Origin of the sequence: Pseudomonas sp. DTU12.1 (assembly GCF_009873475.1) — a bacterium.
GTDB classification, from domain to species: domain Bacteria; phylum Pseudomonadota; class Gammaproteobacteria; order Pseudomonadales; family Pseudomonadaceae; genus Aquipseudomonas; species Aquipseudomonas proteolytica.
In genome coordinates this window covers 3231958-3255040 of the sequence record NZ_CP045254.1, presented here as the reverse complement: position 1 = coordinate 3255040, position 23083 = coordinate 3231958, and the positions used below count along the sequence as shown (strand labels likewise).

Annotated in this window: 17 protein-coding genes; 6 read left to right on the top strand and 11 right to left on the bottom strand. The window is 59.8% G+C overall.

The annotated features are described in order from the left end of the window. Positions 1 to 283 precede the first annotated feature (283 nt). Positions 284 to 1282 (bottom strand): FecR family protein, encoded by a 999-nt coding sequence (locus GDV60_RS14055; protein WP_159907752.1) that lies wholly within the window; start codon positions 1280 to 1282, stop codon positions 284 to 286. 151 nt (positions 1283 to 1433) lie between these two features. Between GDV60_RS14055 and GDV60_RS14050 the strand changes: the two genes are divergently transcribed. Further along, a complete protein-coding gene (locus tag GDV60_RS14050; RefSeq protein WP_133715732.1) occupies positions 1434 to 1703 on the top strand; it encodes a PepSY domain-containing protein in 270 nt (89 codons plus the stop codon). Positions 1704 to 1714: 11 nt separating this feature from the next. Here GDV60_RS14050 and GDV60_RS14045 read toward each other — a convergent pair whose 3' ends face one another. Continuing rightward, positions 1715 to 6820 (bottom strand): dermonecrotic toxin domain-containing protein, encoded by a 5106-nt coding sequence (locus GDV60_RS14045; RefSeq protein WP_159907749.1) that lies wholly within the window; start codon positions 6818 to 6820, stop codon positions 1715 to 1717. A 182-nt stretch (positions 6821 to 7002) separates the two neighbouring features. Between GDV60_RS14045 and GDV60_RS14040 the strand changes: the two genes are divergently transcribed. Beyond that, entirely contained in the window at positions 7003 to 8034 is a 1032-nt protein-coding gene (locus GDV60_RS14040; RefSeq protein ID WP_159907747.1) for an Ldh family oxidoreductase, read from the top strand. A gap of 39 nt (positions 8035 to 8073) precedes the next feature. Here GDV60_RS14040 and GDV60_RS14035 read toward each other — a convergent pair whose 3' ends face one another. Next, a complete protein-coding gene (locus tag GDV60_RS14035) occupies positions 8074 to 8394 on the bottom strand; it encodes a YqjD family protein (RefSeq protein ID WP_070995271.1) in 321 nt (106 codons plus the stop codon). A 164-nt stretch (positions 8395 to 8558) separates the two neighbouring features. Between GDV60_RS14035 and GDV60_RS14030 the strand changes: the two genes are divergently transcribed. Continuing rightward, complete coding sequence (locus tag GDV60_RS14030) at positions 8559 to 8810, top strand: hypothetical protein (protein WP_029291496.1); 252 nt, start codon at positions 8559 to 8561, stop codon at positions 8808 to 8810. Between the two features lie 200 nt (positions 8811 to 9010). On the opposite strand, the gene GDV60_RS14025 is transcribed toward GDV60_RS14030, so the two are convergent. From GDV60_RS14025 to GDV60_RS14015, 3 genes are read right to left on the bottom strand one after another with little or no spacing between them, the layout of a single operon-like run. Beyond that, on the bottom strand, positions 9011 to 9559 hold the full coding sequence (locus GDV60_RS14025; RefSeq protein WP_159907745.1) for a GNAT family N-acetyltransferase: 549 nt from the start codon (positions 9557 to 9559) through the stop codon (positions 9011 to 9013). Positions 9560 to 9564: 5 nt separating this feature from the next. Further along, positions 9565 to 10032: an LEA type 2 family protein gene (locus GDV60_RS14020; protein ID WP_029291501.1), complete on the bottom strand. Its 468-nt coding sequence runs from the start codon at positions 10030 to 10032 to the stop codon at positions 9565 to 9567. Between the two features lie 8 nt (positions 10033 to 10040). Next, positions 10041 to 11468, bottom strand: a complete 1428-nt coding sequence (locus GDV60_RS14015) for a nucleobase:cation symporter-2 family protein (RefSeq protein WP_133715737.1) — start codon at positions 11466 to 11468, stop codon at positions 10041 to 10043. A gap of 234 nt (positions 11469 to 11702) precedes the next feature. On the opposite strand from GDV60_RS14015, the gene GDV60_RS14010 reads away from it, so the two are divergent. After that, complete coding sequence (locus GDV60_RS14010; protein WP_159907742.1) at positions 11703 to 13328, top strand: methyl-accepting chemotaxis protein; 1626 nt, start codon at positions 11703 to 11705, stop codon at positions 13326 to 13328. A gap of 177 nt (positions 13329 to 13505) precedes the next feature. Here GDV60_RS14010 and GDV60_RS14005 read toward each other — a convergent pair whose 3' ends face one another. The 5 genes from GDV60_RS14005 to GDV60_RS13985 form a co-directional block, all read right to left on the bottom strand. Next, complete coding sequence (locus tag GDV60_RS14005) at positions 13506 to 14483, bottom strand: D-glycerate dehydrogenase (RefSeq protein WP_159907739.1); 978 nt, start codon at positions 14481 to 14483, stop codon at positions 13506 to 13508. Next, positions 14483 to 15781 (bottom strand): MFS transporter, encoded by a 1299-nt coding sequence (locus GDV60_RS14000; RefSeq protein ID WP_159907736.1) that lies wholly within the window; start codon positions 15779 to 15781, stop codon positions 14483 to 14485. Before GDV60_RS14000 ends, GDV60_RS14005 begins: the two co-directional genes overlap by 1 nt. A gap of 54 nt (positions 15782 to 15835) precedes the next feature. Beyond that, a complete protein-coding gene (locus GDV60_RS13995; RefSeq protein ID WP_029291514.1) occupies positions 15836 to 16780 on the bottom strand; it encodes a sugar kinase in 945 nt (314 codons plus the stop codon). Beyond that, positions 16773 to 17555 carry a sugar phosphate isomerase/epimerase gene (locus tag GDV60_RS13990; RefSeq protein ID WP_133715739.1) on the bottom strand — a complete coding sequence of 261 codons (783 nt, stop codon included), beginning with the start codon at positions 17553 to 17555 and terminating at the stop codon, positions 16773 to 16775. Before GDV60_RS13990 ends, GDV60_RS13995 begins: the two co-directional genes overlap by 8 nt. Positions 17556 to 17665: 110 nt before the next feature. Continuing rightward, positions 17666 to 18685 (bottom strand): LacI family DNA-binding transcriptional regulator, encoded by a 1020-nt coding sequence (locus GDV60_RS13985; protein WP_133715740.1) that lies wholly within the window; start codon positions 18683 to 18685, stop codon positions 17666 to 17668. A 224-nt stretch (positions 18686 to 18909) separates the two neighbouring features. Here GDV60_RS13985 and GDV60_RS13980 point away from each other — a divergent pair, with 224 nt between their 5' ends. Continuing rightward, positions 18910 to 20895, top strand: coding sequence for a hypothetical protein (locus GDV60_RS13980; protein WP_159907733.1), 1986 nt, complete (start codon positions 18910 to 18912; stop codon positions 20893 to 20895). Positions 20896 to 21078: 183 nt separating this feature from the next. Next, on the top strand, positions 21079 to 23076 hold the full coding sequence (locus GDV60_RS13975) for a hypothetical protein (RefSeq protein ID WP_159907731.1): 1998 nt from the start codon (positions 21079 to 21081) through the stop codon (positions 23074 to 23076). Positions 23077 to 23083 lie beyond the last annotated feature (7 nt).

The window sequence follows — 23083 nt, the reverse complement described above, 5'->3', positions numbered from 1 at the left end:
CAGCGCTGCAAGGAATAGAGCAGAAGCTGTGCCGCTTTTTATATGTTCCAGCTTTTCAATGGCTTGGGATTTATGGTGGGGTGGAAGTGGCGTGGGGTGTATCAGGCATGAAACAGGATGCCGGCGGATGACCAGCGCCTTGCAGGGGGAAGGGGGTGTTTCAGCAAAGCAACACTATCGATGACGAATCGATGAATCCGCAGCCACAGGGCGGTTGCGCGGCGTTGAGTGTTTCAAAAGTGGACACAGCGGCGCGAGCAACACCCTGGGCAGAGTGTGCAGCTCAGATCTTCGGTGCTTTGCGCGGTATGGAGTTGAGCACGGTGTTGCCATCCTGGTTCTGGGTCAGATAGACCGGCAGCACCTTGGGCAGGGAGGACACCAGATGGGTGACTTCATGGATATCGTAGATCCCGCCAATACGGATATTGCCGGTACTGGTATCGGCCAGCATCACCGGTTTGTTCAGGTAGCGGTTGATCAGGGGCAAGGCATCCGCCAGTGCCAGGTTGTCGAGGATCAACTTGCCCGTGCGCCAGGCCAGTGCCGGATCATGGGGAGAGAACGCCTGGAGCTGTGGCTGCGCGTCACCGCGGTTGTAACTGGCTTGCATCCCGGGCGTCAGGTTCAGCCCGCTGTGGCTGGCATCGCTGGTGATCTTCACCGAGCCTTCGAGCAGCATGACCCGCACCTGATCGTCATACTTCCAGACGTTGAACTGGGTGCCTGTCACGCGGATCTGCCCGGCGCCGGCGCGCACCACAAACGGGTGTTGGCGGTCATGGCTGATCTTGAAGAACGCTTCGCCCTTTTTCAGGGTGGCCCGGCGTTCGTTTTTATAGTTGCTGTAGACCAGTTCGGTACCCAGGTTCAGCTCCACCACACTGCCATCGGCCAGCGTCACTTGGCGCAGGCCGTCTTCGGCATCGTAATGTTCATAGGAACTGGGCAGCCAACCCGCTTCCCAGCCAGTGAAGGCGGCCAGGGGCAGGGCCACCAACGAGATGGCCGCAGCTACGGCGTAGTTGCGCCAGCGGCTGGGCGGCGGCGCCAGTGCAATGGGTGGAGACGGTTGGCCTGTGCGTGGCAAATGGTCGGCCACATCCCAGATTTCCAGCATGGCGGCATATTCGAAGGCATGCAGGGGATGCGCATCGTGCCACTGTTCGAAAGCCTGCCGCTCGGCCTCTGTGCAATCAAAAGCGTGCAGGCGCATGCACCAATGCGCGGCGGCATCGGTGACGGCATCATATTCGGCTTCTGAAAAAGGCTGTTGGGTCATTGGTGCTTCCTGATTTCCTACATTCTAACCTTCCCGGTAGGGTGCCGAGAACAGCCATCATGGCGAATGAGCATCAATGTGGAACTAATTGGGCCTGCAAACACCCTAAAAATCTGGATCTGTAAGTCATTCTCTATAACGGAGTAAGAAAATGCTGAAGAAAACCCTCACCGCCATGCTTGCCACAGCCACCTTGCTCGGCGCTGGCGCCGCCCTGGCCGATAAGCCAGGCGCAGGCTGGATCACCATCGAAAAAGCCATCGAGACTGCCAAGACCAAGGCCGGCTACATCGAGATCTACAGTATCGAAGCCGATAACGACGGTTATTGGGAAGGCAAAGGGCGCAAAGCTGACGGCAGCGTCTATGAGTTCCGTGTCGATGGCGCCTCGGGCAATGTGACACGCGACCAGAAAGACTGATCGCAAACCGATCAGTGCGCGGACGCCTTTCGATCGAAAGGCACCGGGTCCAATTGGCGTCCCAGGTTACTGATCAGGAACGCCGCCGAGTCGGCATTATCCAGAATAGTGTCGACTCGCTTGCCGAGATTGGTCATGAATATCCCCCTCGCATCACTCAGGTCCACACCGCCGGTGGTACGCAGGATCTGATCCCTGATGTATTCGGTTTCAGGTGTCGAGCCGAAGTCTCTCCAGACGTTGCCCGCGACGTCCACGTACTTGAACAATTGGCTGACGGGTGTCTTGCGCGAGTAACTCGTGGTTTGCCGGTTCTTCTGGTAAGCGGCCAGCTCGCGCCCGACCTGGGTCAGTGTCTCGATCAGATCGGAAAACGGCATCACCGAGTCCAGGTACGCTGCATCTGCTGTCGTGGCCACCAGATGGCTCAACTCGTGAATCAACAGCGTGGCCCGCGCATGGGCCTCCCGGTCGAAGTAGTCGATCAGGCGGTTGTCGTAGTCGCTGAAGGGCGGGGCAAAAAAGTGCTCAGTCAAAAAGATCCGCCGGTCCGGATCATTGTCGATGGTAAAACCCCAGTTGTTTTGTGGGTCGATTCGATGAGACCCCACCACGAATCGTTTCGAATCGTGTGCATACAGGCTGGGGTCCAGCAGGCCGGCGAGAATCTGGTCGACGACGCGATGCAGCTTTTGCACCAGGGCCGGGGCAATCTCTTGAGGCCCCTGGTCCGGGTTGATATCGATCCCGAAGAAGCTGTTGACGAAGCGATGTATACGGGTCACCGGCGCGATGCCTGGCGCCAGTAACGCCAGGTTCAGCTTGCAGTTCTGCACATAAAACGTTGCCAGGTCCATGGCCTCCACGATCATCCTGGCCCGCTGGGGATATAACCGGCGAATCGCCTTCATGCCGATCGCCTCGATATTCATGGTGGAACGGGCTGAGGCGCTGACATCTGCCCGGTCCTGCAGGCGGCCCAAGGCCTGGCCATAGCGCGCGATCTTTTGCCGGGTGTCGAGGCGCCATTGGCCCGCGCTGTCGCGATAGACAAACGGGCCATGGTTAGCGGCCGTCTTGATCCGCCAGAACGTACCGAGGCTCTCTACCCGGTAGACCTTGCCCGCCAGCGCGATGTACGGCGCGCCTTTACGCTGGTAAGTCCCGTTGAATGTATTGAGCGTCATATCCGTCAATGCCACATCGTGCACTTCGCTGGGCGACAGCAGGGTGCGCTGCGGGGCGGTGATGTCCAGTGTCGACCAATTGGCCGAGGGCTGCGTCGGCGCGACAGGGGGTTGCTGCGCCGGGTCGAAGATCAAAGCCTTGGTGTCCTGCAATGCCTGGCCGAGCGCGGCCATTTGCCCCAGCCCGTTGATGAACGTCTGCAAGGCCTGGCCCCAGTGCTGGTCCTGCAAGGCCTCTGCGGACTCAGTGAACAGTGAAATGCTTTGCCAGATGGCCCACGGCAGTGCCAGCTTGCCGGGCAGCAAGCCGAGCATCCGGCCCGCAGTGCCATCGAGCACCTGGGTGAGGGTTTGCCACTCGGCCTCGGCGCCCTGGATCAATTGGGCACCCAGCAGATTGAGGATTAACTGACGGTTATCGTCAAACAGACGGCCCAGCAGGTTGCCCTGGATCGGATTGAATCCCAGGGTGATCTCCGAGGTAGCGCCTTGGGAACTGGCCAACAGGTTTCGATAGGTGGCGTCCTGGGGCGCGGCCAGGCGCCTGAGCACCCAGTCTTGCAGGGCGCCTGGAGTGATCAGGGCTTGCACGAACTGCGCCTCGCTTTCGAACTCGCGCAAGCTCAAGGTTGGGTGATAGGGCGCGTACAACACCTGAGGCCCCTCGCGCCCGGCGCTGATCAGGTACAGCCCCAGGGCCGGGGCCAGGGAAGCTCCCGCGGTAGCGAGCAATTCCAGTGGCCTGACCTTGGCCGTGGTGCCTGGCACCAGCGCACGGGCCACCGCGTCGGGCATGTCGAATGCCTGTTGCAGCAGCTCGAAACCTACATCTGACAGGCGCTCTTGCAACTTGAGGGCATGGGCGTGTTGCAACAGTTGCCAGGGCAACTGCTGGCTGAAATCCTGCAAGCGCTGTTCGACACCGGCTGCGCCCGCCGACAGTTTTTGATTCAGGTACGTGTGATAGTCGCTCTGGATATTCAATTGCGTCAGCATCTGACGCACCACGGTTTGCGTCAGGCCTGTGGCCAGGGACACCACGTCAAATTCAGGCGCTTGCGCACTGGTGGGGCCCATGGCGAAATCCAGCAGGCTTTGGCGCCGTCCTGCCAGCGCCAGCCTGGGCACAATCTCGACGCCCGTGGCATAGGTTGAGTAATCGACGAGCATGTCGTTCAGGCGGTTCTCCACATGTTGACGCAAAGAATCAAGCTCGTAGAGATAGTCCCGGCCGTGCAAGGTATGGATTCGATATTGCTCCAATATCTCGGCCTGGCGCCGTTGCTCCCTGGGCGGCGCTGCGCCCAGCCGGTTGTGCAGTGAGTGCCGCAGCTCTGCCAGGCGTGCGATGTCCATCGCGCGCTGCAGGTTATTGGCGGGGACTTCGCCGTGCAGTTGTCCCAGAGCCTGGACCAGCGACGAGGCTTGGGCCTTGAGCGTCAGGGTATGTTGGCGTTGGGCAAGGTAATGCTCGATCCAGGATTGCTGGCATTGCTGCAATGCGGGCTTGGTCATCAACTGCAACGGCCCCAACTCATAACGTCGATGGGGGATGCGCTGCAAGGCCGAGAGGTTTTCCAGCAGGCCCAGGCGCTGGGTCGGGCTGCGTAGCCGTTGAGCCAAGACCTCGCGCAAGTCGCTGATCGAAGCGAAGGCTTCCACGCCTGCCGCCGGCGTCCACAGCAGCGCATGCCCGGAGTGGTAATGATCGAGGCCGCCGCGCTCAGTGAGCACAAAACAGTTGGTCAGTCGCAGCAGGCTGGTCTGGCCTGCGGGCAACACTGACACTGTGAATGCTTGTGGGGTGAAGCCTTTCAACACAGGATCCTGTCCGCGCACTGTGTTTTCCGGATCGAGCATCGTTTGCAGGATCTGGATATCGCGCTCATCAAGGGTCTTGTCCAGCCCTCTGAGCCGTGCCTCCTCAAGAATTCCCACGGACATGCTGTGCGCCAGCTTGGGGATCAAGGCCTCCAGGCCCGCACGGGGGATTTGCGCGACGGGCTGGCGGCTCAGACCGGCTAGCCACTGGGTGACCATACTATTGAGGCGGACAATGTCCAGGTCCGGTCTTTTCGTGGCCTGGCCGCGAGTCCGTGGTCCATATACCCCGTATTGCGCAGTGTCAGGGATGGCCTGTGCCTGGTTCAGCAGGCGGGCGACACAGTGCACCAACAGGCTCTGGCTGGATTGTGGCGTGCGCCGCTCCTGGGCGTCGGCATTGCCAGCATAGCGATTGATAAAAAGGTCTTGTGGGTTGAGCGCGGCCACCTCAGAGGCCGGGAATGTGGCATGCAACTGCTCGCTGATGACGCGCTCCAGGCTGGGAACCTGCGCTATCAGGGTGTCCAGCGCATGGCTGACGCTGTGCAATCGCCGGTGGGTCAGGCGGGCCTTTTCCGCTGGCACCGACGGCGCGCAAGGATGGGTGCTCCAGCGTCCCTCGGCGTCCAGTGCCTGTAACCGGTGGTCGAGCATCGCGCGGATATCCAGGCCGTAATCCAGCATGGCGTAGGCGTTGACCGTACCCTGGTTGCGTCGGTACAGGTCCAGGCAGTATTCGAGGTTTTGCTGCTGTTTGCCGATGACCGTTTCCAACAAGGTGCTGAATACCGGCCCAGTGAACGGTACCGAGCTGAACTGCGGGTTTTCAAATCCGACAAACCGTGCCCGCTCTTCCAGTGACAAAAACCCGAAGAAATCATCCTCATGCCCCTGCGCAACGGCCATTGCCTTGAGCGTGGCCTGCAAGTCGTGCTCGTCCTTGAGCACTTGCCAACCTCTGGACTGGGTGTAGAGGTAGGCGTCGGGATGAGTGACCACCAGCGTGCTGGCCAGCTCGACATAGTAAGAGGTGTGCTCCCACAGGCGGACTTTTTCAGTCAACGGCCCGTGCTCGCGTTCGACGGGCTGGTAGAGCGCGTTCAGTTGCTGCCACTGTTCGGGAGTGAAGATCTCCTGCTGACGCTTGAGCAGCAAGTCGACCCTGGATTTATCGCTCATGGCCTGGGCAAAGTATTCGCGCCTGGACCACCCGGCGTAAACATCGGTGTTCCAGTAAGTGAGCAGTGAGTTGTTCAGATACAGGCGCAGTTGATCGGACGCTTGCTGGATGCCATCGTCCCAGCGACTGAGGTCGTGCGCCTGGGGGCTGGTGCCTGAGGCCGACAATATCTCGGGGTTGGTGTAGACCCGGCGCAGCCCCACGGGCCAGGCATGCTGGCGGTGGAACAGCAGTAGGGCATCACGCAACAACAAGGCATTTACCCATTTTTCCTGGTCGGTGGATGATGAAACCTGCGCGTAAAAAAACACATGGGTCTTGCGCTGGTCCACGCTCGGGAAGGGCTTGCGCAAGGTGCTGTCCAACAACTGGTCGAGCAGGGTTGCCACCAATGGCAGCTTGCTCAATTCATTGAGCAGGGTCTGCACGGTGCGGTTCTGGCCACGTTCGATACAGGCTCGCTGTTCATCAAATACGTTGCCCGTGATCAACTGCCGGGTGAGGCTGGCGCCGGGCTTGAAGTCCAGGCCTATGCGAGCGTCCAGGGCCAGGAAGTGCAGGAGTTCGCCCCGTTGTGCATCGTCCAGCAGGCGTTTTTCCAGGGTGTCTAGCAGTTGCCTGGCATCACTGAATTTCTCCAGCCCGGTTTGCGGGCCGTAGAAAAACACAGGGGTGTAGGCGTCTTCGGAACTCATCATGAAGGCGCCGGCCAATTCGACCGGCTCGTGCCCCGGCAAGTTGATCAACAACCGTTCGGCAATCATTGGCGGGGTTTGCGCCTTGCGTGCATCGGCATCGACAAAAAACAGGTTGCGCAGGAATTCCCGATCCTTTTCGGTAATGCCGCGCTGTCGCTCACGCTCGTTCAAACGCTTGATCACCCGTAACGCTTCGGGGAAAAAATAGGGTAGAGGCTGGTCGTCCATGATCGCTTGTGCACTGGCTTGAGGAAGGGCAAAGCCTACGAGTACCGATGGGCGCAGCGGCGCTAAATAAATAGGCTGCGAGCCCGCACAGGTGTTGACAGGCGGGTTGCCGGGCGTTGTTTAATCAGGGCGTTGAGTCCAGCAGGCTGTAGCCCCCTCCAATAACAATTCCGGAGCTTCAGATGTCAGCCACGCCCGTTACTGCAGTGAACACATCCATGGCCTTCAGCGAACTGGTGGCCCTGCTTACACGCATCTTCATTCGTCATGGTACCTCGCCCGATGTGGCCGCTGTCCTGGCCGATAACTGCGCCCGTGCCGAACGGGACGGCGCGCACAGCCATGGGGTCTTTCGTATACCTGGCTACGTCTCGACGCTGAACAGCGGCTGGGTCAATGGCATGGCCGTGCCGCAGGTTGAAGATGTCGCGTCAGGCTTTGTCCGGGTCGATGCCGACAATGGTTTTGCGCAGCCGGCCCTGGCAGCAGCGCGCCCGCTGTTAGTGCAAAAGGCCCGCAGCGCCGGGATCGCGGTATTGGCCATTCGCAACTCCCATCACTTTGCGGCGCTCTGGCCCGATGTCGAGCCTTTCGCCGAAGAAGGGCTGGTGGCCCTCAGCGTGGTCAACAGCATGACGTGTGTGGTGCCTCACGGCGCAGATCGCCCCTTGTTCGGCACCAATCCCATCGCGTTCGCCGCGCCCCGCGCCGATGGGCCGCCGATTGTGTTTGACCTGGCCACCAGCGCCATTGCCCATGGCGACGTGCAGATCGCCGCGCGCAAGGGCGAGCGCGTGCCACCTGGCACCGGTGTCGACAGCCTGGGCCAGCCAACCCAGGACCCTCGGGCCATCCTTGAAGGGGGCGCGTTGCTGCCGTTCGGCGGGCACAAGGGCTCGGCCTTGTCGATGATGGTTGAACTGCTGGCGGCCGCGTTGACGGGAGGCAATTTCTCCTTTGAGTTCGACTGGTCCAACCACCCCGGCGCCAAGACGCCCTGGACCGGCCAGTTGCTGATCGTCATCGACCCGAGCAAAAACGCTGTCCAGAGCTTTGCCGAACGCAGCCAGGAACTGGTGCGCCAGATGCATGCAGCAGGGTTACGACGTTTGCCGGGCGACCGCCGTCATCGGGCGCGGGCCAGGTCTGAGGAGGAGGGGATTATCATCGACGGTGAAGAGTTGGAGCGCTTGCGGGCGTTGGCCCAGGCCTGAACACTGGCGCGGACGACGCCGCGCCAGTGATGACCGTTATCAGTGGCGACGGCCCAGCAACAGGCCGACGACCAGGCCGAAACCGGCCGAGATTGCCACCGTCTGCCACGGGTGGCCACCGATGTAGGTTTCGGTAGCATCGACCACCGGCTTGCTGCGCTCACGCACGTTGGACACCGAGTCCAGGGCCTGCTTGAGCTTGATCGCGACCTGCTCGCGCAGGGTTTCACCTTCTTCTCCCACCAGCGACGCGCTGCTTTTGAGCAGTTTGTCCGATTCTTCGATCAGGGCCTGGAGTTCGCTGAACGCCTGGTCCTTGATTTGCTCTTCGACTGCTTGGGCGGCGGTTTTACGGGCCATTGAGTAGCTCCTTGCGGGGTAAGTGGGCAGTGAACAATGGAGTCTTGCAGTGGGCTAAAAGTTGCAGTTTTTTTCGCTGACTCTCAGCACGGGATAAAATCCGAATTCGGACCTTTCGACCTACAGTGTAAGATGTCACCTATTTGTGCAGCAGGTAATTCCACATGAGCTTCAATCTGGCCAACAAGCCCCTTGCCGAGCGCGCTGCGCTTGAAGATGAAAAGTCGCGCCTGTACGACTTGTGGCAAAGCAACCTGGGCAAGGCCAAAGGCGAGGGCGCCCGACTGTTTGGCGAGCGCTCCAAACGCAAGGGCAAATGGGCTGAATGGGTCCGCTCGGAGTTGGACGGTATGTCGCCACCGGAGTTTGCCAACATGGTGCGCAGTGAAGTCAACCGACTGATGGCGGCCAAGTAGGGGCCGGCGATTGCGGTAGTTCAGTCACTACATGTGCTGGCTGGTATACCGCTATCGCGGCATAGGTATCTACACAATTTTCAGAAACTGACGAACTCTCCTGTGGCAAGCCCGCTCGCCACAACTGCGCTATCTGCCTGGATCTAGGCGTTGCGGCAAAGTTGTGTAGATACCTATGGCTCTCGCGGGCAAGCCCGCTCCTACAGGGATTGTTTCATCCATTCTTCGCGGGTGATTTCCCAAATTTCCTTGGGAAATACCCCCGCCACGAAGCGTCCTTCTTCCGTGCGGATCAAGCGCATCCGGGTTTTTTCCGAAATCCTGCGCGACCCCAGGTTCGGCGCGGCCTTGGGCACCCGCAGCAGTGGGCGTTCGAGCACCTTGAACCAATACTCGGTCACCGCCGCACTGGCTTCGCTCATTAGCCCCTGACCTTGCCAGTGCGGGGCCAGCCAGAAGCCCCGGTTGTTATCCAGCTCATCCATCAGGCTCACATTGCCGATCAACTGCCCGGGCTCTTCGCGCAGGCGGATCGACCAGTGCCACTCGCGCCCCTCGACCATGGCCGGCAAGGCTATTTGCTCCAGGAAGCTGCGGGCGCCATCGGCCGGGTAGGGCCAGGGCACCAACGCATTGAGGTAACGCACCACCTCCCAGTGGGGAAACTGTTGCTGGATACCCTCGGCGTCGTCCAGGGTCAGCGGTTGCAGGATCAGGCGTTCGGTGTGCAGGGTGGGCAAGGTGTCCATGTTGTTTACCACGTCACTGTGGTGGGCAGGTCCAGCGTCCCGCGATCAACAAAGCGCACGGTGCCAAACAAGCCACCGGCCAGCTTGCCGCGCAGGACATAGGGCAGGTTGTTCAAACTCTGGGTCTGGCTCAGGCCAAGGGTCTGGCGCAGCACGGAAAATGCCGAAACGCTGACCGGGACTGTCAGCACCGTCTCGGAAAAGCGCGGGATCGATCCCTGCTGATCGCTGACCCCGGCCGCCAGTGGCCGACCATTGACCTCCAGGTCCAGGGCCACGCCGTTGTAGTCGATCGCTGTTTCGTTGGGGTTCTGCACCCGCAGCTTGACCGCAAACCGCACTTCCAGGTCCTGGCTTTGCAACGGTTCGATGCCCACCACATTGATATGCAGCGCGTCACGGTCGGGGAACAGGGCGCAGGCGCTCAGGCTGAGCAATACCAGGGATAGGGTCAGGCCGATCAATCTGCGCATAAGGGTTCCTATTTCGTCGGGGCCGGGTCCTGCATCACTTTGAGGGTCGAGGCTTCCGGATCAAATTCATCTTCCTGCAACTCTATGAACTCTTCAGGCAGGAAGATGTTCAGCAGGATCGCACAGAATGCACCGACGGTAATCGGCGACTCGAAGATGTTATGCAGGGCCTTGGGCAACTCGCGCAGCACTTCTGGCACCGCCGCCACACCCAGGCCCATCCCCAGGGAAATGGCCACGATCAGCACATTGCGTCGATGCAGCCCGGCCTCGGCGAGGATCTTGATCCCGGCCACGGCCACGGTACCGAACATGATCAGGGTCGCGCCACCCAGCACCGGCTTGGGCATCAATTGCAAGACCGCGCCAATCATCGGGAACAGACCGAGCAGCACCAGCAGGCCGGCAATGAAATACGCCACATAGCGGCTGGCCACGCCGGTCAACTGGATCACGCCGTTGTTCTGGGCGAAGGTCACCATCGGCAGGCTATTGAAGGTGGCGGCCATTACCGAGTTCAGGCCATCAGCCAGCAGGCCAGACTTGATGCGCTTGATGTACAGCGGGCCTTTGACCGGTTGCTGGGAAATCATCGAGTTGGCTGTCAGATCTCCGGCCGCCTCCAGCGGGGAAATCAGGAAGATCACGGCTACCGGGATAAACGCCACCCAATCAAACGAAAAGCCGTACTTGAACGGCACCGGCACGCTGACCAGCGGCACTTGGGGCAATGCCGCCAGGTCAACCCGGCCCAGCCACCAGGCCACGACAAACCCCAGGGTCAGGCCGATGACAATCGAGCCCAGACGCAGGAACGGGTTATTGAAGCGGTTGAGCACCACGATGGTTACCAACACCAGGGCGGCCAACCCCATATTGCTGGCGGCACCCAGGTCGGCGGCGCCGTAGCCGCCGGCCATGTCAGTGACGGCGACCTTGATCAACGACAGGCCCATCAAGGTGATGATGGTGCCGGTAACCACCGGGGTGATCAGTTTGCGCAATTTTCCGATGAACTGGCTGAGCACCACTTCGATAAAAGCTGCGAAGAAGCAGATGCCAAAGATCGTCGACAGGATCTCATCGGTGCCGCCGCCCCGGGCCTTGACCATGAACCCGGCACTTAGAATCACGCTGATAAACGAAAAGCTGGTGCCTTGCAGGCACAACAAACCCGAGCCCACCGGACCAAAGCGCCGCGCCTGGACAAACGTGCCCAGGCCCGAGACGAACAGGGCCATGCTGACCAGGTAGGGCACTTCGCTTTCCAGGCCCAGCACGCCGCCGACGATCAGGGTCGGGGTAATGATCCCAACAAAGCTGGCGAGCACGTGCTGCAGGGCGGCAAAAATTGCCGCGGTGAAGTGCGGACGGTCTTCCAGACCATAGATCAGGTCCGATTTATAGCGGGGGCGGGTGGCTTGAGCGTCAGACAAAATACGTGCTCGGGTCAGAAAATGGACGCGCAGGATGCCAGAAAGCGCCCGCTGTCAAAAGTGTGAAAATATATTTCTCGGATCCGTGCAAAAAGCCTCAAGCCTGCCGATATCCCTTATAGGCCCACATAACCCTTACAACAGTGGCGCCGAACAGTCACCTGTGTGCGTTGACGCACAGTGACCGTGTCGCGGCAAGGACGCTCGCAGCCATCCCTTCTTGAGAGCTTTCCTATGTCCCTCCGTAATTTGAATATCGCACCTCGGGCGTTTCTCGGTTTTGCGTTTATTGCGTTGCTTGTGATTGTTCTAGGGGTGTTTGCCGTCAACCGCATGACGCTGATTCGCCAGGCCGCGTTGGACATGGGCGCCAACCAACTGCCGAGTGTCGGCTACCTGGCCAATATGACCGAGAACGTGTTGCGCCTGCGCATTCTGTCCTTCCGTATCTTGGTCAATCGTGAGCCGGCAGCCCTGCAAGATGCCCAAACGCGCATCGGGGTGCTGGTCGACAAGGCACGCCAAGCCCAGGCAGGTTATGCCGCGATGCCGGCCGGCGCCGAAGAAGCCGCGCTGTACAAGACCTTTGCGGCCACGCTCGACAACTACCTCAAAGCCCAGGCCGAAATGCTTGCGCTGTCCCAGCAGAACAAAGTCGAGGAGATGCGCGCCCTGATCAACAGCCAGATCAAGGACGGCACCGATCGGATGGGTGAACAGCTGAACCAGTTGATTGCGATCAATGCCGCCGATGCCAAACAGGCCGGCGAAGACGCCGGGCGCAGCTATAGCGATGCGATCAGCGGGATCATCGTGGTGTCGGTGGTCGCGGCGCTGATGACCGTATTGCTTGCCTGGCTGCTGACCCGCAGCATCGTAACGCCCCTGCGCAAGGCCGTGGCGGCCGCCGAGACCATCTCCAGTGGCGACCTGAGCAAAGCCATCGAGGACGACGGCCAGGACGAGCCGGCCCGCCTGATCGGTGCCCTGGCGACCATGCAGAACAACCTGCGCCAGACCATCCAGCACATCGCCGGCTCAGCTACGCAATTGGCCTCGGCCGCCGAAGAGCTGAGCGCAGTTACCGAGGAAGCCTCCAAGGGCTTGCAGCAGCAGAACAATGAAATCGACCAGGCCGCCACGGCGGTCAATGAAATGACCGCCGCCGTAGAGGAAGTGGCGCGCAACGCGGTGTCGACCTCCGAGGCCTCGACCCAGTCGAACCAGGCCGCGCGGGAAGGGCGCGACCGTGTGGTGGAAACCGTGGGCGCGATCCAGACCATGACCCAGGACGTGCAGAACACCTCGGTGTTGATCGAAGGCCTGGCGACCCAGGGCCGTGATATTGGCAAGGTACTGGACGTGATTCGCGCGATTGCCGAGCAAACCAACCTGCTGGCCCTCAACGCGGCCATCGAAGCCGCACGCGCCGGTGAAGCCGGGCGTGGGTTTGCCGTAGTGGCCGATGAAGTGCGCGCCCTGGCCCATCGCACCCAGCAGTCGACTCAAGAGATCGAGAAGATGGTGGCCGGGATCCAGAACGGTACGGGGGAAGCGGTGCAATCCATGCAGCAGAGCAACCAGCGTACCCAAAGCACTTTGGAAATGGCCCGCGCGGCGGGTGTGGCACTGGAGCAGATCACCCAGTCCATCAGCCTGATCAACGAGCGCAACCTGGTGATCGCCAGCGCCTCTGAAGAGCAGGCCCAGGTATCACGGGAAGTGGACCGCAACCTGGTGAACATCCGCGACCTGGCCACCCAATCGGCGGCCGGTGCCAACCAGACCAGCGCCGCCAGCCACGAACTGTCGCGCCTGGCGGTGGACTTGAATGCCATGGTGGCACGCTTCGTGATCTAACTATTGGTGTGGAAAGGGGGGGGCTGCGGCTGCTGCCCCAAAACCAGCCACCTTGGTGTACCTGGCAGAACAGGGTGAGGCTATTGGGGCGGCTTTGCCGCCCAGCGCGGGGCAAGCCCGCTCGCCACAGACAAGTCCTCTCACCACAGGCAAGTCTTCTGAGCAATCAGGCCAGGCTCATTGGTTCCAGGCGCTGGTGTTCACCAGGTTTTTCGGGCGTTCGCCGGCCAGTGCTGCCAGCAGGTTGTCCACCGCACATTTGGCCATGGCTTCGCGGGTTTCGTGAGTCGCAGAGCCGATATGGGGGGTCGCCACCACGTTGCTCAAACGCAGCAACGGCGAGTCGTGATTCAACGGCTCACGCTCGAACACATCCAGACCCGCAGCGCGAATCGTACGCTGTTGCAGGGCTTCGACCAGTGCCGCTTCGTCCACCACTTTGCCCCGGGAGATATTGATGAAAATCGTCTCCGGCCCCATAAGCGCGAACTCCTTGGCGCCGATCAACCCCTGAGTCTCGGCAGTCAGCGGTAATGTCAGGCAAACAAAATCGGCTTGCTGCAGCAGATCCGGCAAGCTGCGGTATTGCGCGTCAAACCGCTGATCTACCGCAGGCTTGGGCGAGTGGCTATGGTAGATCACCGGCATGCCAAAGCCAAAGTGCCCACGCTGTGCCAGCGCTTCGCCAATACGCCCCATGCCAATGATGCCCAGGGTCTTGCCGTGCACATCGCTGCCAAAGTGCAGGGGGCCGATGTTCTGGTTCCAGTTGCCGGCGCGCACCATATTCGCCAACTCCACCACGCGTCGGGCGGTGGCCAGGATCAGCGCAAAACCGGTGTCGGCGGTGGTTTCGGTGAGCACATCAGGGGTGTTGCTGAGCAGGATGCCGCGCTGGGTCAAGTAGTCGATGTCGTAGTTATCAACGCCCACGGAAACACTGGCCACCGCCTCCAGCTGCGGTGCCAGGTCCAGCAGGTTCGCATCCAGGCGCAGGCTGGCGCCCAGCAAGCCGTGGGCGCTGGGCAAGGCATCACGCAATTGTGCCAGGCCGGTGGGGCCGAGGTTTTCAATCAGCGTGACCTGGGCCGCTTCGTGCAGGCGGGCCATCAGCGGCGCGGAGAGTTTCTTGTACAACACGACATGCTTTTTCATCAGGTTCTTACCTTCAAATCCAGGGAATGCAACGGTGCTGTCGGGGAGGGTTCACGTGCACCGGTCTTGAGGAAAATCGTCAGCACCACCGACAGCAGCAACGCACCGCTCATCAGCAGGTACGACGCGCCCGGCGAGCCGGTGCTGCTGTTGAGGTAGCCCACCAGGTACGAGCCGCCAAACGAGCCCAGCGCGCCCATGCTGTTGATCAAGGCCATGGCCCCACCGGCGACGTTGGCCGGGAGGATTTCCGGGACGATGGCAAAAAACGGCCCATAGGGCGCATACATGCACGCGCCGGCGATCACCAGCAGGGTGTACGACCACCAGAAGTGTTCGGCCCCCAGCAGGTAGGAACCGTAGAACGCGATGGAGGCGATCAGCAGCGGCGGCCACACAAAGCGTTTACGTTTTTGCAGCTTGTCCGAGCCCCAGGACACCAGCAGCATGGCAATCACCGCCGCGAGGTAAGGCAGCGCCGATAACCAGCCGGCTTCGACCATATCCATCTGCAGGCCCGCCTTGAGGATCGAAGGCAGCCACAGCACAAAGCCGTAGACGCCGATGCTCCAGCAAAAGAACTGCAACGCCAGGATGATGACCTTGGGCGAGCGGAAGGCTTCGGCATAGTTTTTCACCGCCTTGAGACCCACCTGCTCGGCGGCCAGGGCGGTTTCCAGGTCGTGTTTCTCACCGGCACTCAGCCATTTGGCATCCGCTGGGCGCTCATCGGCCAGGCGCCACCAGATAAAGGCCCAGAACACCGCCGGCAAGCCTTCGATGATAAACATCCAGCGCCAGCTGTAATGCTGAACCAGGTAACCCGACACGACCGACATCCACAACATGGTCACCGGGTTGCCAAGGATCAGGAAGGTATTGGCGCGCGAGCGTTCGGCACGGGTGAACCAGTGGCACAGGTACACCAGCATCGCCGGCATCACCGCGGCCTCGACCACCCCGAGCAAAAAGCGGATGGCGATCAGCATATAGGCGTTGGACACCACGCCGGTCAGCGTGGCCAGGCCGCCCCAGAGGATCAGGCTGACGAAGATCAGCTTCTTCACGCTGCGCCGCTGGGCGTAGATCGCGCCCGGCACCTGGAAGAAAAAGTAGCCAAGGAAAAACAGTGCACCGAGCAGTGAAGACATGCCCGGGGTAATCATCAAGTCTTCGGCCATGCCGGAGGCGGCGGCAAAGCCGTAGTTGGCGCGGTCCAGGTACGCCAGGCTGTAGGTAATGAAGACGATGGGCATGATGTACCACCAACGGCGGGTGGCGAGTTTCAGGTTATTCATGGGGTTGCTCCTGAGCTTGTTGTAGTTGTGGCAACAGGTAACGGTGTATTCGGGTCAGCCGGCTTTTTGCAGGGCGGGCAGGTCGGCGCGCAGGGGCAAGCCTTCCATATCGCCACGGCTCTGAACCGCGCGGCTGCCGATCCAGTTGGCGCGCTGCACTGCCTGGGCAAAGCTGAGGTTTTCAAGGAGCGCGCTGATCATGCCCACGGCAAAGCCATCACCGGCCCCCACGGTATCCACGACCTTGGTCACCGGCACGGCGGCGATAAACCCCTGGTCCAGATGGCTACGGTAGTAGGCGCCGTGGGCGCCGAGCTTGATCGCCACGGCTTCGGCCCCCTGGTCGAGGTAGAAGGCGGCGATGTCCGCAGGGTCTTCGAAACCGGTCAGCAGACGACCTTCGCTCAACCCCGGCAGCACCCAATGGGCCAGGCGGGCCAGAGCGTTGATTTCGCGGATCATTTTTTGCTCGCTGGGCCATAGCGAGGGGCGCAGGTTGGGGTCGAAGGACACGCTGCGGCCTGCGGCGCGCATCTGGCTCATCAACTGGCGCGACAGCTCGGCGGCGGTGTCCGACAACGCCGGCACAATGCCGGTGGCGTGCAGGTGCCGCGCTTGCAGCAGCGCAGGCGTGATCACGGCACTGGACAAGTGGCTGGCCGCCGAACCACGGCGAAAGTACTCGACCTGCGGATCGGCGCCGGTCTCTTCCCGAGACTTGAGCTGAAAACCGGTGGGGTGCGCGGGGTCGACCGTCACATGTCGGCAGTCCAGGCCTTCGCGCTCGAGGGTCTGCACCACGAAACGCCCCAATGAGTCATCACCGACCCGACTCAACCAGGCCACATTGAAACCCAGGCGCGACAGGCCAATTGCGACGTTGCTGTCGGCGCCGGCGATCCGTTTGTGAAACTGGCCGACCTGGGCCAGGTCGCCGGTTTGCTCGGCGACGAACATCGCCATGGTCTCGCCAAACGACAGGATATCGATCTCAGACATGGGCATTCTCCACACGCGGTTGGCCAAGGACGCTGAGGGTGGCCACTTGCTGGGCAGTGACCTCCAGCAGGTCGTCGCCTTGCAGTGGGAATTCCACTGCCCGGCTGATTCCTTGAGGCATCAGCCCCAGCAATTGTTCCCACAGATGCAGGTCGGGGGCGCCCGGCGGCAGGGCCACCAGCTTGCCGTCGGCGCGACGTGCCACCGCCTTGCAGTGCAGGTAATCGACATACCGCCCCAACAGGCGCGCGGCGGTCTGGGGGGACTGGTCCTGCCAGTGCCAGTTGCCGATATCGAAAGTCATCTTCACCGGGACGCTCAAGCGTTCGGCTTGATCGAAGAAGCGTTGCATCGGCTCGATGCGCCCACCGTGCAGGGTCTGGTCGTTCTCTACCAGCAAGCGCACCGGGTGGCGGCGGAGCAGGGCGCTGAGGCTGTGCAGGTCGTTGGTGTCGGTGAAGTAGCCGAGCGAAACCTTCAACCAGCGCGCACCGAAGGCCTGGGCCCGGTCGAGGGTGGCGGACAACTGTGCATTAGCTTGCGCGCGGCCGGCCACCCACAGCTCCAGGGGCGAGGAAAACACGCACTCCAGGCCCTGTTCAGCGGCGGCTTGGGCCAGCTCGCCGGGGTGTTCGCTGGTGAGCAGTTCTTCGCGCCATTCAATGCGCGTGGCGCCGGCAGCGGCCAGCACCTGGACGAAACTCAATTGGCCGCGCTGGCGAACCAGGTCGGCGCCGTAGCTGGAGAGGCTGATGGAAACGGGATATCTGTGCATTGTTATTGATCTCTGAAACCGGTTTCATTTGTAAATAAAAAAACACCCTTCAGGAGCCGGCTTGCCGGCGATAAGGCCCTTACGCCGGGCACCTCATCGGCAAGCAACTCCTACACGGGTTGGGTGGAGCCTCGAAGAATCAGTTGCGGAGCAAAATCCAGGGCACGGGGCGGCGAGGTATCGCCGCGCAAACGCTTGAGCAAACAGTCGAACGCGCTGGCGCCAATCGCTTCGGTGGGCTGGGCCAGGGCAGTGATGCCGCTGCCTACCAACGGGTACCAGTCCAGGTCATCCAAGGCAATCAGCCCGACGTCCTCGAACAACCGGCAACCCAATTGGCGAAGGGCTTTGGTGCAGGCGAGTGCGGCGACGCCGTTGGCACAAAACAGGGCTTTGGGGCCGGTGTCGCAGGTGGCAACGAATGCCTGCAAACGGCTGGTCAAATCATCGCTAATTTCCAGCACGGCGGCATGCAGGCTGTTGCGGCGACTGATCTGGGCATGGAAGCTTTCCATGCGCTCAACCCGCGAACTGGTGCCATCAGCGGCTTCGCTGACCAGCAGAATATCCCGGTAGCCCTGTTGTTCCAGGTGCTCCAGGGCCATGCGCACGGCCAGCGGGTTGTCCAGGCCCACCAGATCGCTGTGCAAGGCCTCGACCTTGCGATCGACCAGCACCAGCGGCATTTCCCGCTGCAACTCCAGCAGTTGCTCAAGGTGATGGCCCAGGGTGTTCACGATCAAACCTTCGATGTTGTACGCCCGCAGGGCCTCCAGATGCTGGCGCTCCTGCTCGTCATCGCGGTCGGTGTTGCACACCACCAGGCTGTAGCCGTGTTGCCGGCAGGCGGTTTCCACACCATGCATCACGGCAATGGAATAGGGGTTGCGGATATCGGCCACCAGCATGCCGATCAGGCGCGTGCGCCCACGCTTGAGGCCGCGGGCCATCTGGTTGGGGCGGTAACCCAACTCCTCGATGGCCTGCTCGATACGCAGGGCGATCGTGTCGGAGAGCAGGGCGCGGTCATCGCCGATAAAACGCGACACGCTGGCCTTGGACACACCGGCACGGTTGGCTACATCAAGCATGGTCACGCGGTTGCGCTGGGCGGCAGAGAATGAAGTCACGGTAGCGGGCCTTTCTTATTTTGGATAACGGTTCATGCATCTATCTGAAACCGGTTTCAGAAAACACTAGCCATGCTCGATAGTCAAGGGCCGCGAAGGCAAATCGCAGAGGCGCCATAGGATGAAATCCGACGAGTGGAGTGCCTTACCTGTTAGTTCTGACAGTATCCGAAGGGGGGATTCCGGCGTTTAATTCCTTCAAAACCACCCTGAGGGAAGGCCACATGTCCAGACTGAAAACACCAGGCTTGGCACCGACTGCAACGGCCCGCACCGTAAAAAAAATTACGATGCTCGACGATTTTGACGAAATCGTCGGTGTCGACCCAAGCGATCCCCAAGGCTTGATTCCACTGGCTGTGTCGCTGCAACCCCTGGAGTGTCGTATTCCTCAGTGGGTTCCAGGACCGTCACCAACAAGGACCCATATCCTCAAACTATGGTGGAGAATTCAAGGCATTGATGTCGAAGCGAGTTCGCAGTCATTTACCGGCCCCTTGAATCCAGCCGATTTCCCTTATTCGCTGTATATCCCAGTGGATTTCATGCGAGAAATTGACGCGGTGGTGGAGGTGTATTACGAGGTGCTAGCCGAAGATGGAACTCGCATTTTTTCTGCGCCACGCACCCTCACTGTCGACAATAACCCACCGAGGTTTCAGCACCCGGATGACAAGGCACAGTTCGTGGATCCGTCGATAGAACTGACGGGTATTACCGAGGCGGTACTGGCGACTCACCCTTTTATCGAAGTGCTATTAACGAACTACATCGGTCGTGCTGAAGGTGACCTAGCAGGGTGGTACCTGGATGATGACACCCCGCCGTTTCCTTCGATTCAGAAAGGCACTCAGGAGTTTCCCACGATCAGTGAGCCGCTGATCCTCAGAATTCCTGCGGATGATTTCCGCACGTTGCCCAACGGTACGGCCTACCTGCAATACCGCCTCTATGATCGAGCCGGAAATTTCACTGTTCTCAGTGCGCCGATGAACTTTCAGGTCAACCTGATGCCTTCCCCGGTCAATTTGCTACCACCGGAAATTCGCCCCCCGGCTTACAACGACTTTCTGATCAAACGCGATGATGCCAGGGCGAGTGTTGCCGCCGTGATTCAAAACCAGTACACCGGCTTTGCACCGGGCGACAGCGTGGTGATGATCTGGGATGGCCGCCGAGTACTCCCACCCCAGCCAATCACGCATTTTCCGTTTGCAGTGGAAATCCCTTGGGATGTTCTACGCGGTACCGCGCCATTGGCACTTATGGAAGTGCCGGTCCAGTACGAAATACATCGCCCAGGCCGGCCACCTTTTCCATCGCCATTGAGATTTATTTGGGTCAACTTGACGATCGCCGGACAAGACCATGTCAATGCGCCAGCATTGCGCAACGATACATTGCCCTTGGTCGATGTCTTTGGCAAAGGATCGGGCTTACATAACGAACTTGATTTTCGTGATCGGGAATTGGGCGCTGAAGTGTGGGTCAGGTTGTATCAAGACCCACAACCCGGCGAGCGCCTTGAGTTGTACTGGAACGGTGTGGGCCCGGTTGCTCATTATGTTGTGCAAGCGGGTGATGTAACCGATCAGCCTGTTCAATTCACGGATGTTTCAGGCAGCGTGATTGTCGGCGGTGGCAACGATCCTGGGATTCCGGTTTATTACACCACCAGTAATGGCGTCAACGAACAACATTCGCCGGAAACGCTAGTTAATGTTCATGTTGCGCCACTTGTAAAGTTTGACGCGCCATTGATCGAGCACACTTTGCATGGCCCTGCACGCTACCTTACTTGTGAGTCAAAGCCTTCGATCTGTCATGGTGTCTATTGGTTCATCCTTGCGGATTCACGTTATCTGCCTGGGGATGAAATTGAATTTTTCTGGCAAGGGTTTTTAAGTAACGCTTGGGAAAATCCTATAGATGGCACGGATTTTAACTCAACCGTTTTACTGAGTGCCGATGATATAGCCAGTGGTTTGAGTATCAGAGTTTGGCCATGGGAAACAAAGATAGAACCTATGCGTAACTTTGCGTCGGCCACCGCTGAGTTTTTTGTCCGGCGCGGTGGGGCGCTGATTGGTGACTCTGTGGTCGGTCGGGTGCGCATTGATCGGGTGTCTCCCGGTAGCGGGAAGATTTGCCAGCCTGGCGATGCGGGTTTTTGTGATGGTTCTCTAGAGGGATGCAACGACAATAGTTGATCTGGTTTCGGCACTTAACATAGTCGGTGCAAAAGTAGGCGCTATGGCAAGTACCTGCCGGGGAAAAAACTGTCTCTAATTGCCGTATTAAGTTTGTAAGTAATTCGAATGCGAAGGAATAATTGTTACAGACGCAAACACGCTTGATGAAATGTCATGGCACTTAACTGAAGAGTAAAAATCATGAAAAAAAATCCAGCAGCAAGTAATACATCCGTGGGTGTTTCCGCCATTCCTATTGTTTTGCCTGCTCCAGAAGTTACAGGTCTGGTAGACCCTGTAGCGTACCCTGGGTTGATAAGTAGAGCGGTAGCTGACCAAGACTTTCTGGAGGTAATGATTGCGCTTTGGGTACCCACTCCCACCCTACCTGCCAGGGCGGATACCTTGGATGTTCACTTGGACGATGTCGGGGATTTCCAGTCCGGGCGGATCATCAGTGAACCCGTTTTTTTTACCGCTCCTTTTCCCACGCACTACACCGCACGAATCGCTAGAAGATTTCTTACCGAGGGCGCGCATCACATCAGCTACCGTATCGTTCAAAGTTCGGGAAACGACTCTGGATCATTTCAAATGCCGCTGGTCATCGACCGTACCGCGCCTTATGACAGCGTTCCAGACGGCCCGCGCCGGTTGACGCTCCCCGCAGGTTGGCCGGGGTCTATCACCCAGCCCTATTTGGACGCGAACCCTGGCGGCATTCCGTTCGGTATACCCGACTATGTGGCCGAAGGTGCAAGGCCGGGTGATCGGTGGTTGCTGTTTAAGGAAAACAGCGACTCGGCAGAACCCGTCGCCGAAGGCCCCGTATTCCCTGATATGCAAGTGCGGTTCCCCCAAGCCGTTGCCGACTTGGGGGATGGCCTCATAAAGCTGGTGTACAGGCTCGTGGACGCTGCGGGCAATCGGAGTGAACCCTCCTTCGAGTTGCCCATTACGGTTTCACTGAACCCTGCACCTACACTTGGCCTGGCAGGTGTCAGGGATGCCATCTCGCTGATTGGGGTAGGTGACCGCCTGATCGATCGGGCCGATACCGCCGCCTCCTCAGGGATGTTTGTCATTATCCCTAGCTACGATGCAGATCGCGCAGCAGACGCGTTTCGTGTGCGTCTGACGAGTGTCCATGGCGTCCGCGAGATTGGCCCTTACCCGCTGGGTGGATCGCCGTTACCCTTTAACGTCCATATCGACTTTCCAACACTCGTTGCCCTGTACGGGACCAGCACCGGCGCGATTAATCTGCGGGTGGAGTATGCGGTCGACCGCCACGGCGTGTTGCACTGGGTGCCAGCCCCGACCGATATTGAACTTGAGTTGGAAGTGGGCGGCCCGATCAATCCCTGGGAGCCGGACCTGGTAAACCCCAACTTGCCATTACCCGTATTGACGGGTCGAGGTTCGGGGTTGACCAACGAACTCAATGAACTCGACGCAGAAATGGATGCCGACGTGGTTGTGCGCCTGTGGAGCGCTATGCCGCTACCCTCGGCGCAGCCATTTGACATTGACCTGTATTACATGAACGAACTGGTCGATAGCGTGTCGGTCAACAACGTCGGCGCGATGCCTGGTGATGAAATACCTATGGTCCTTGCGTGGCCTTACATCCGCAGGCACTCCAACAACCTGATCCCACTGCGCTATGACATCCGCCTTGCGTCAACACACAACCGGGCTTCATCGCCCAACCAGACGATTAACGTCACTGCGAATGTGATTTCGCTCCGGGCGCCTGAAGTGGTCGACGCATTGCCCGAAATCCCCGGCGTGGTGCCTGGCGAAATCGGGTGTAGAGCAGTACCGGCACCCAACCGTATCCTTCAGGTCTTCGTACCGCCCAGTGAGCACTTTGAGCCAGGGATGATCGTCAATCTGGATTGGGTAGGTTGCAGCGATGACGATGGTGCTGTGCCTATTCCTGGCGCGACAGGAACCTTTGCGTTCGGGCCGCTGAACTTCCAGCAAACGCAGGTCGGTTTCAACGTGCCGGTGGGCCCTTATGGCACCTACGTAAAACCAATCAATCAAGACAACCTCTCTATGGGGTCGGCAAAAATCTCCTACAGGATCAGTATCATTGGGATCCCAACACCCGTGGCGTCTGCGGAGGCGATCTACTGGGTACGCGGTGTGATTCCGGGCCCAGCTTACTGCGATGGTTCGCCGTGGCCTTAGTCGTTAG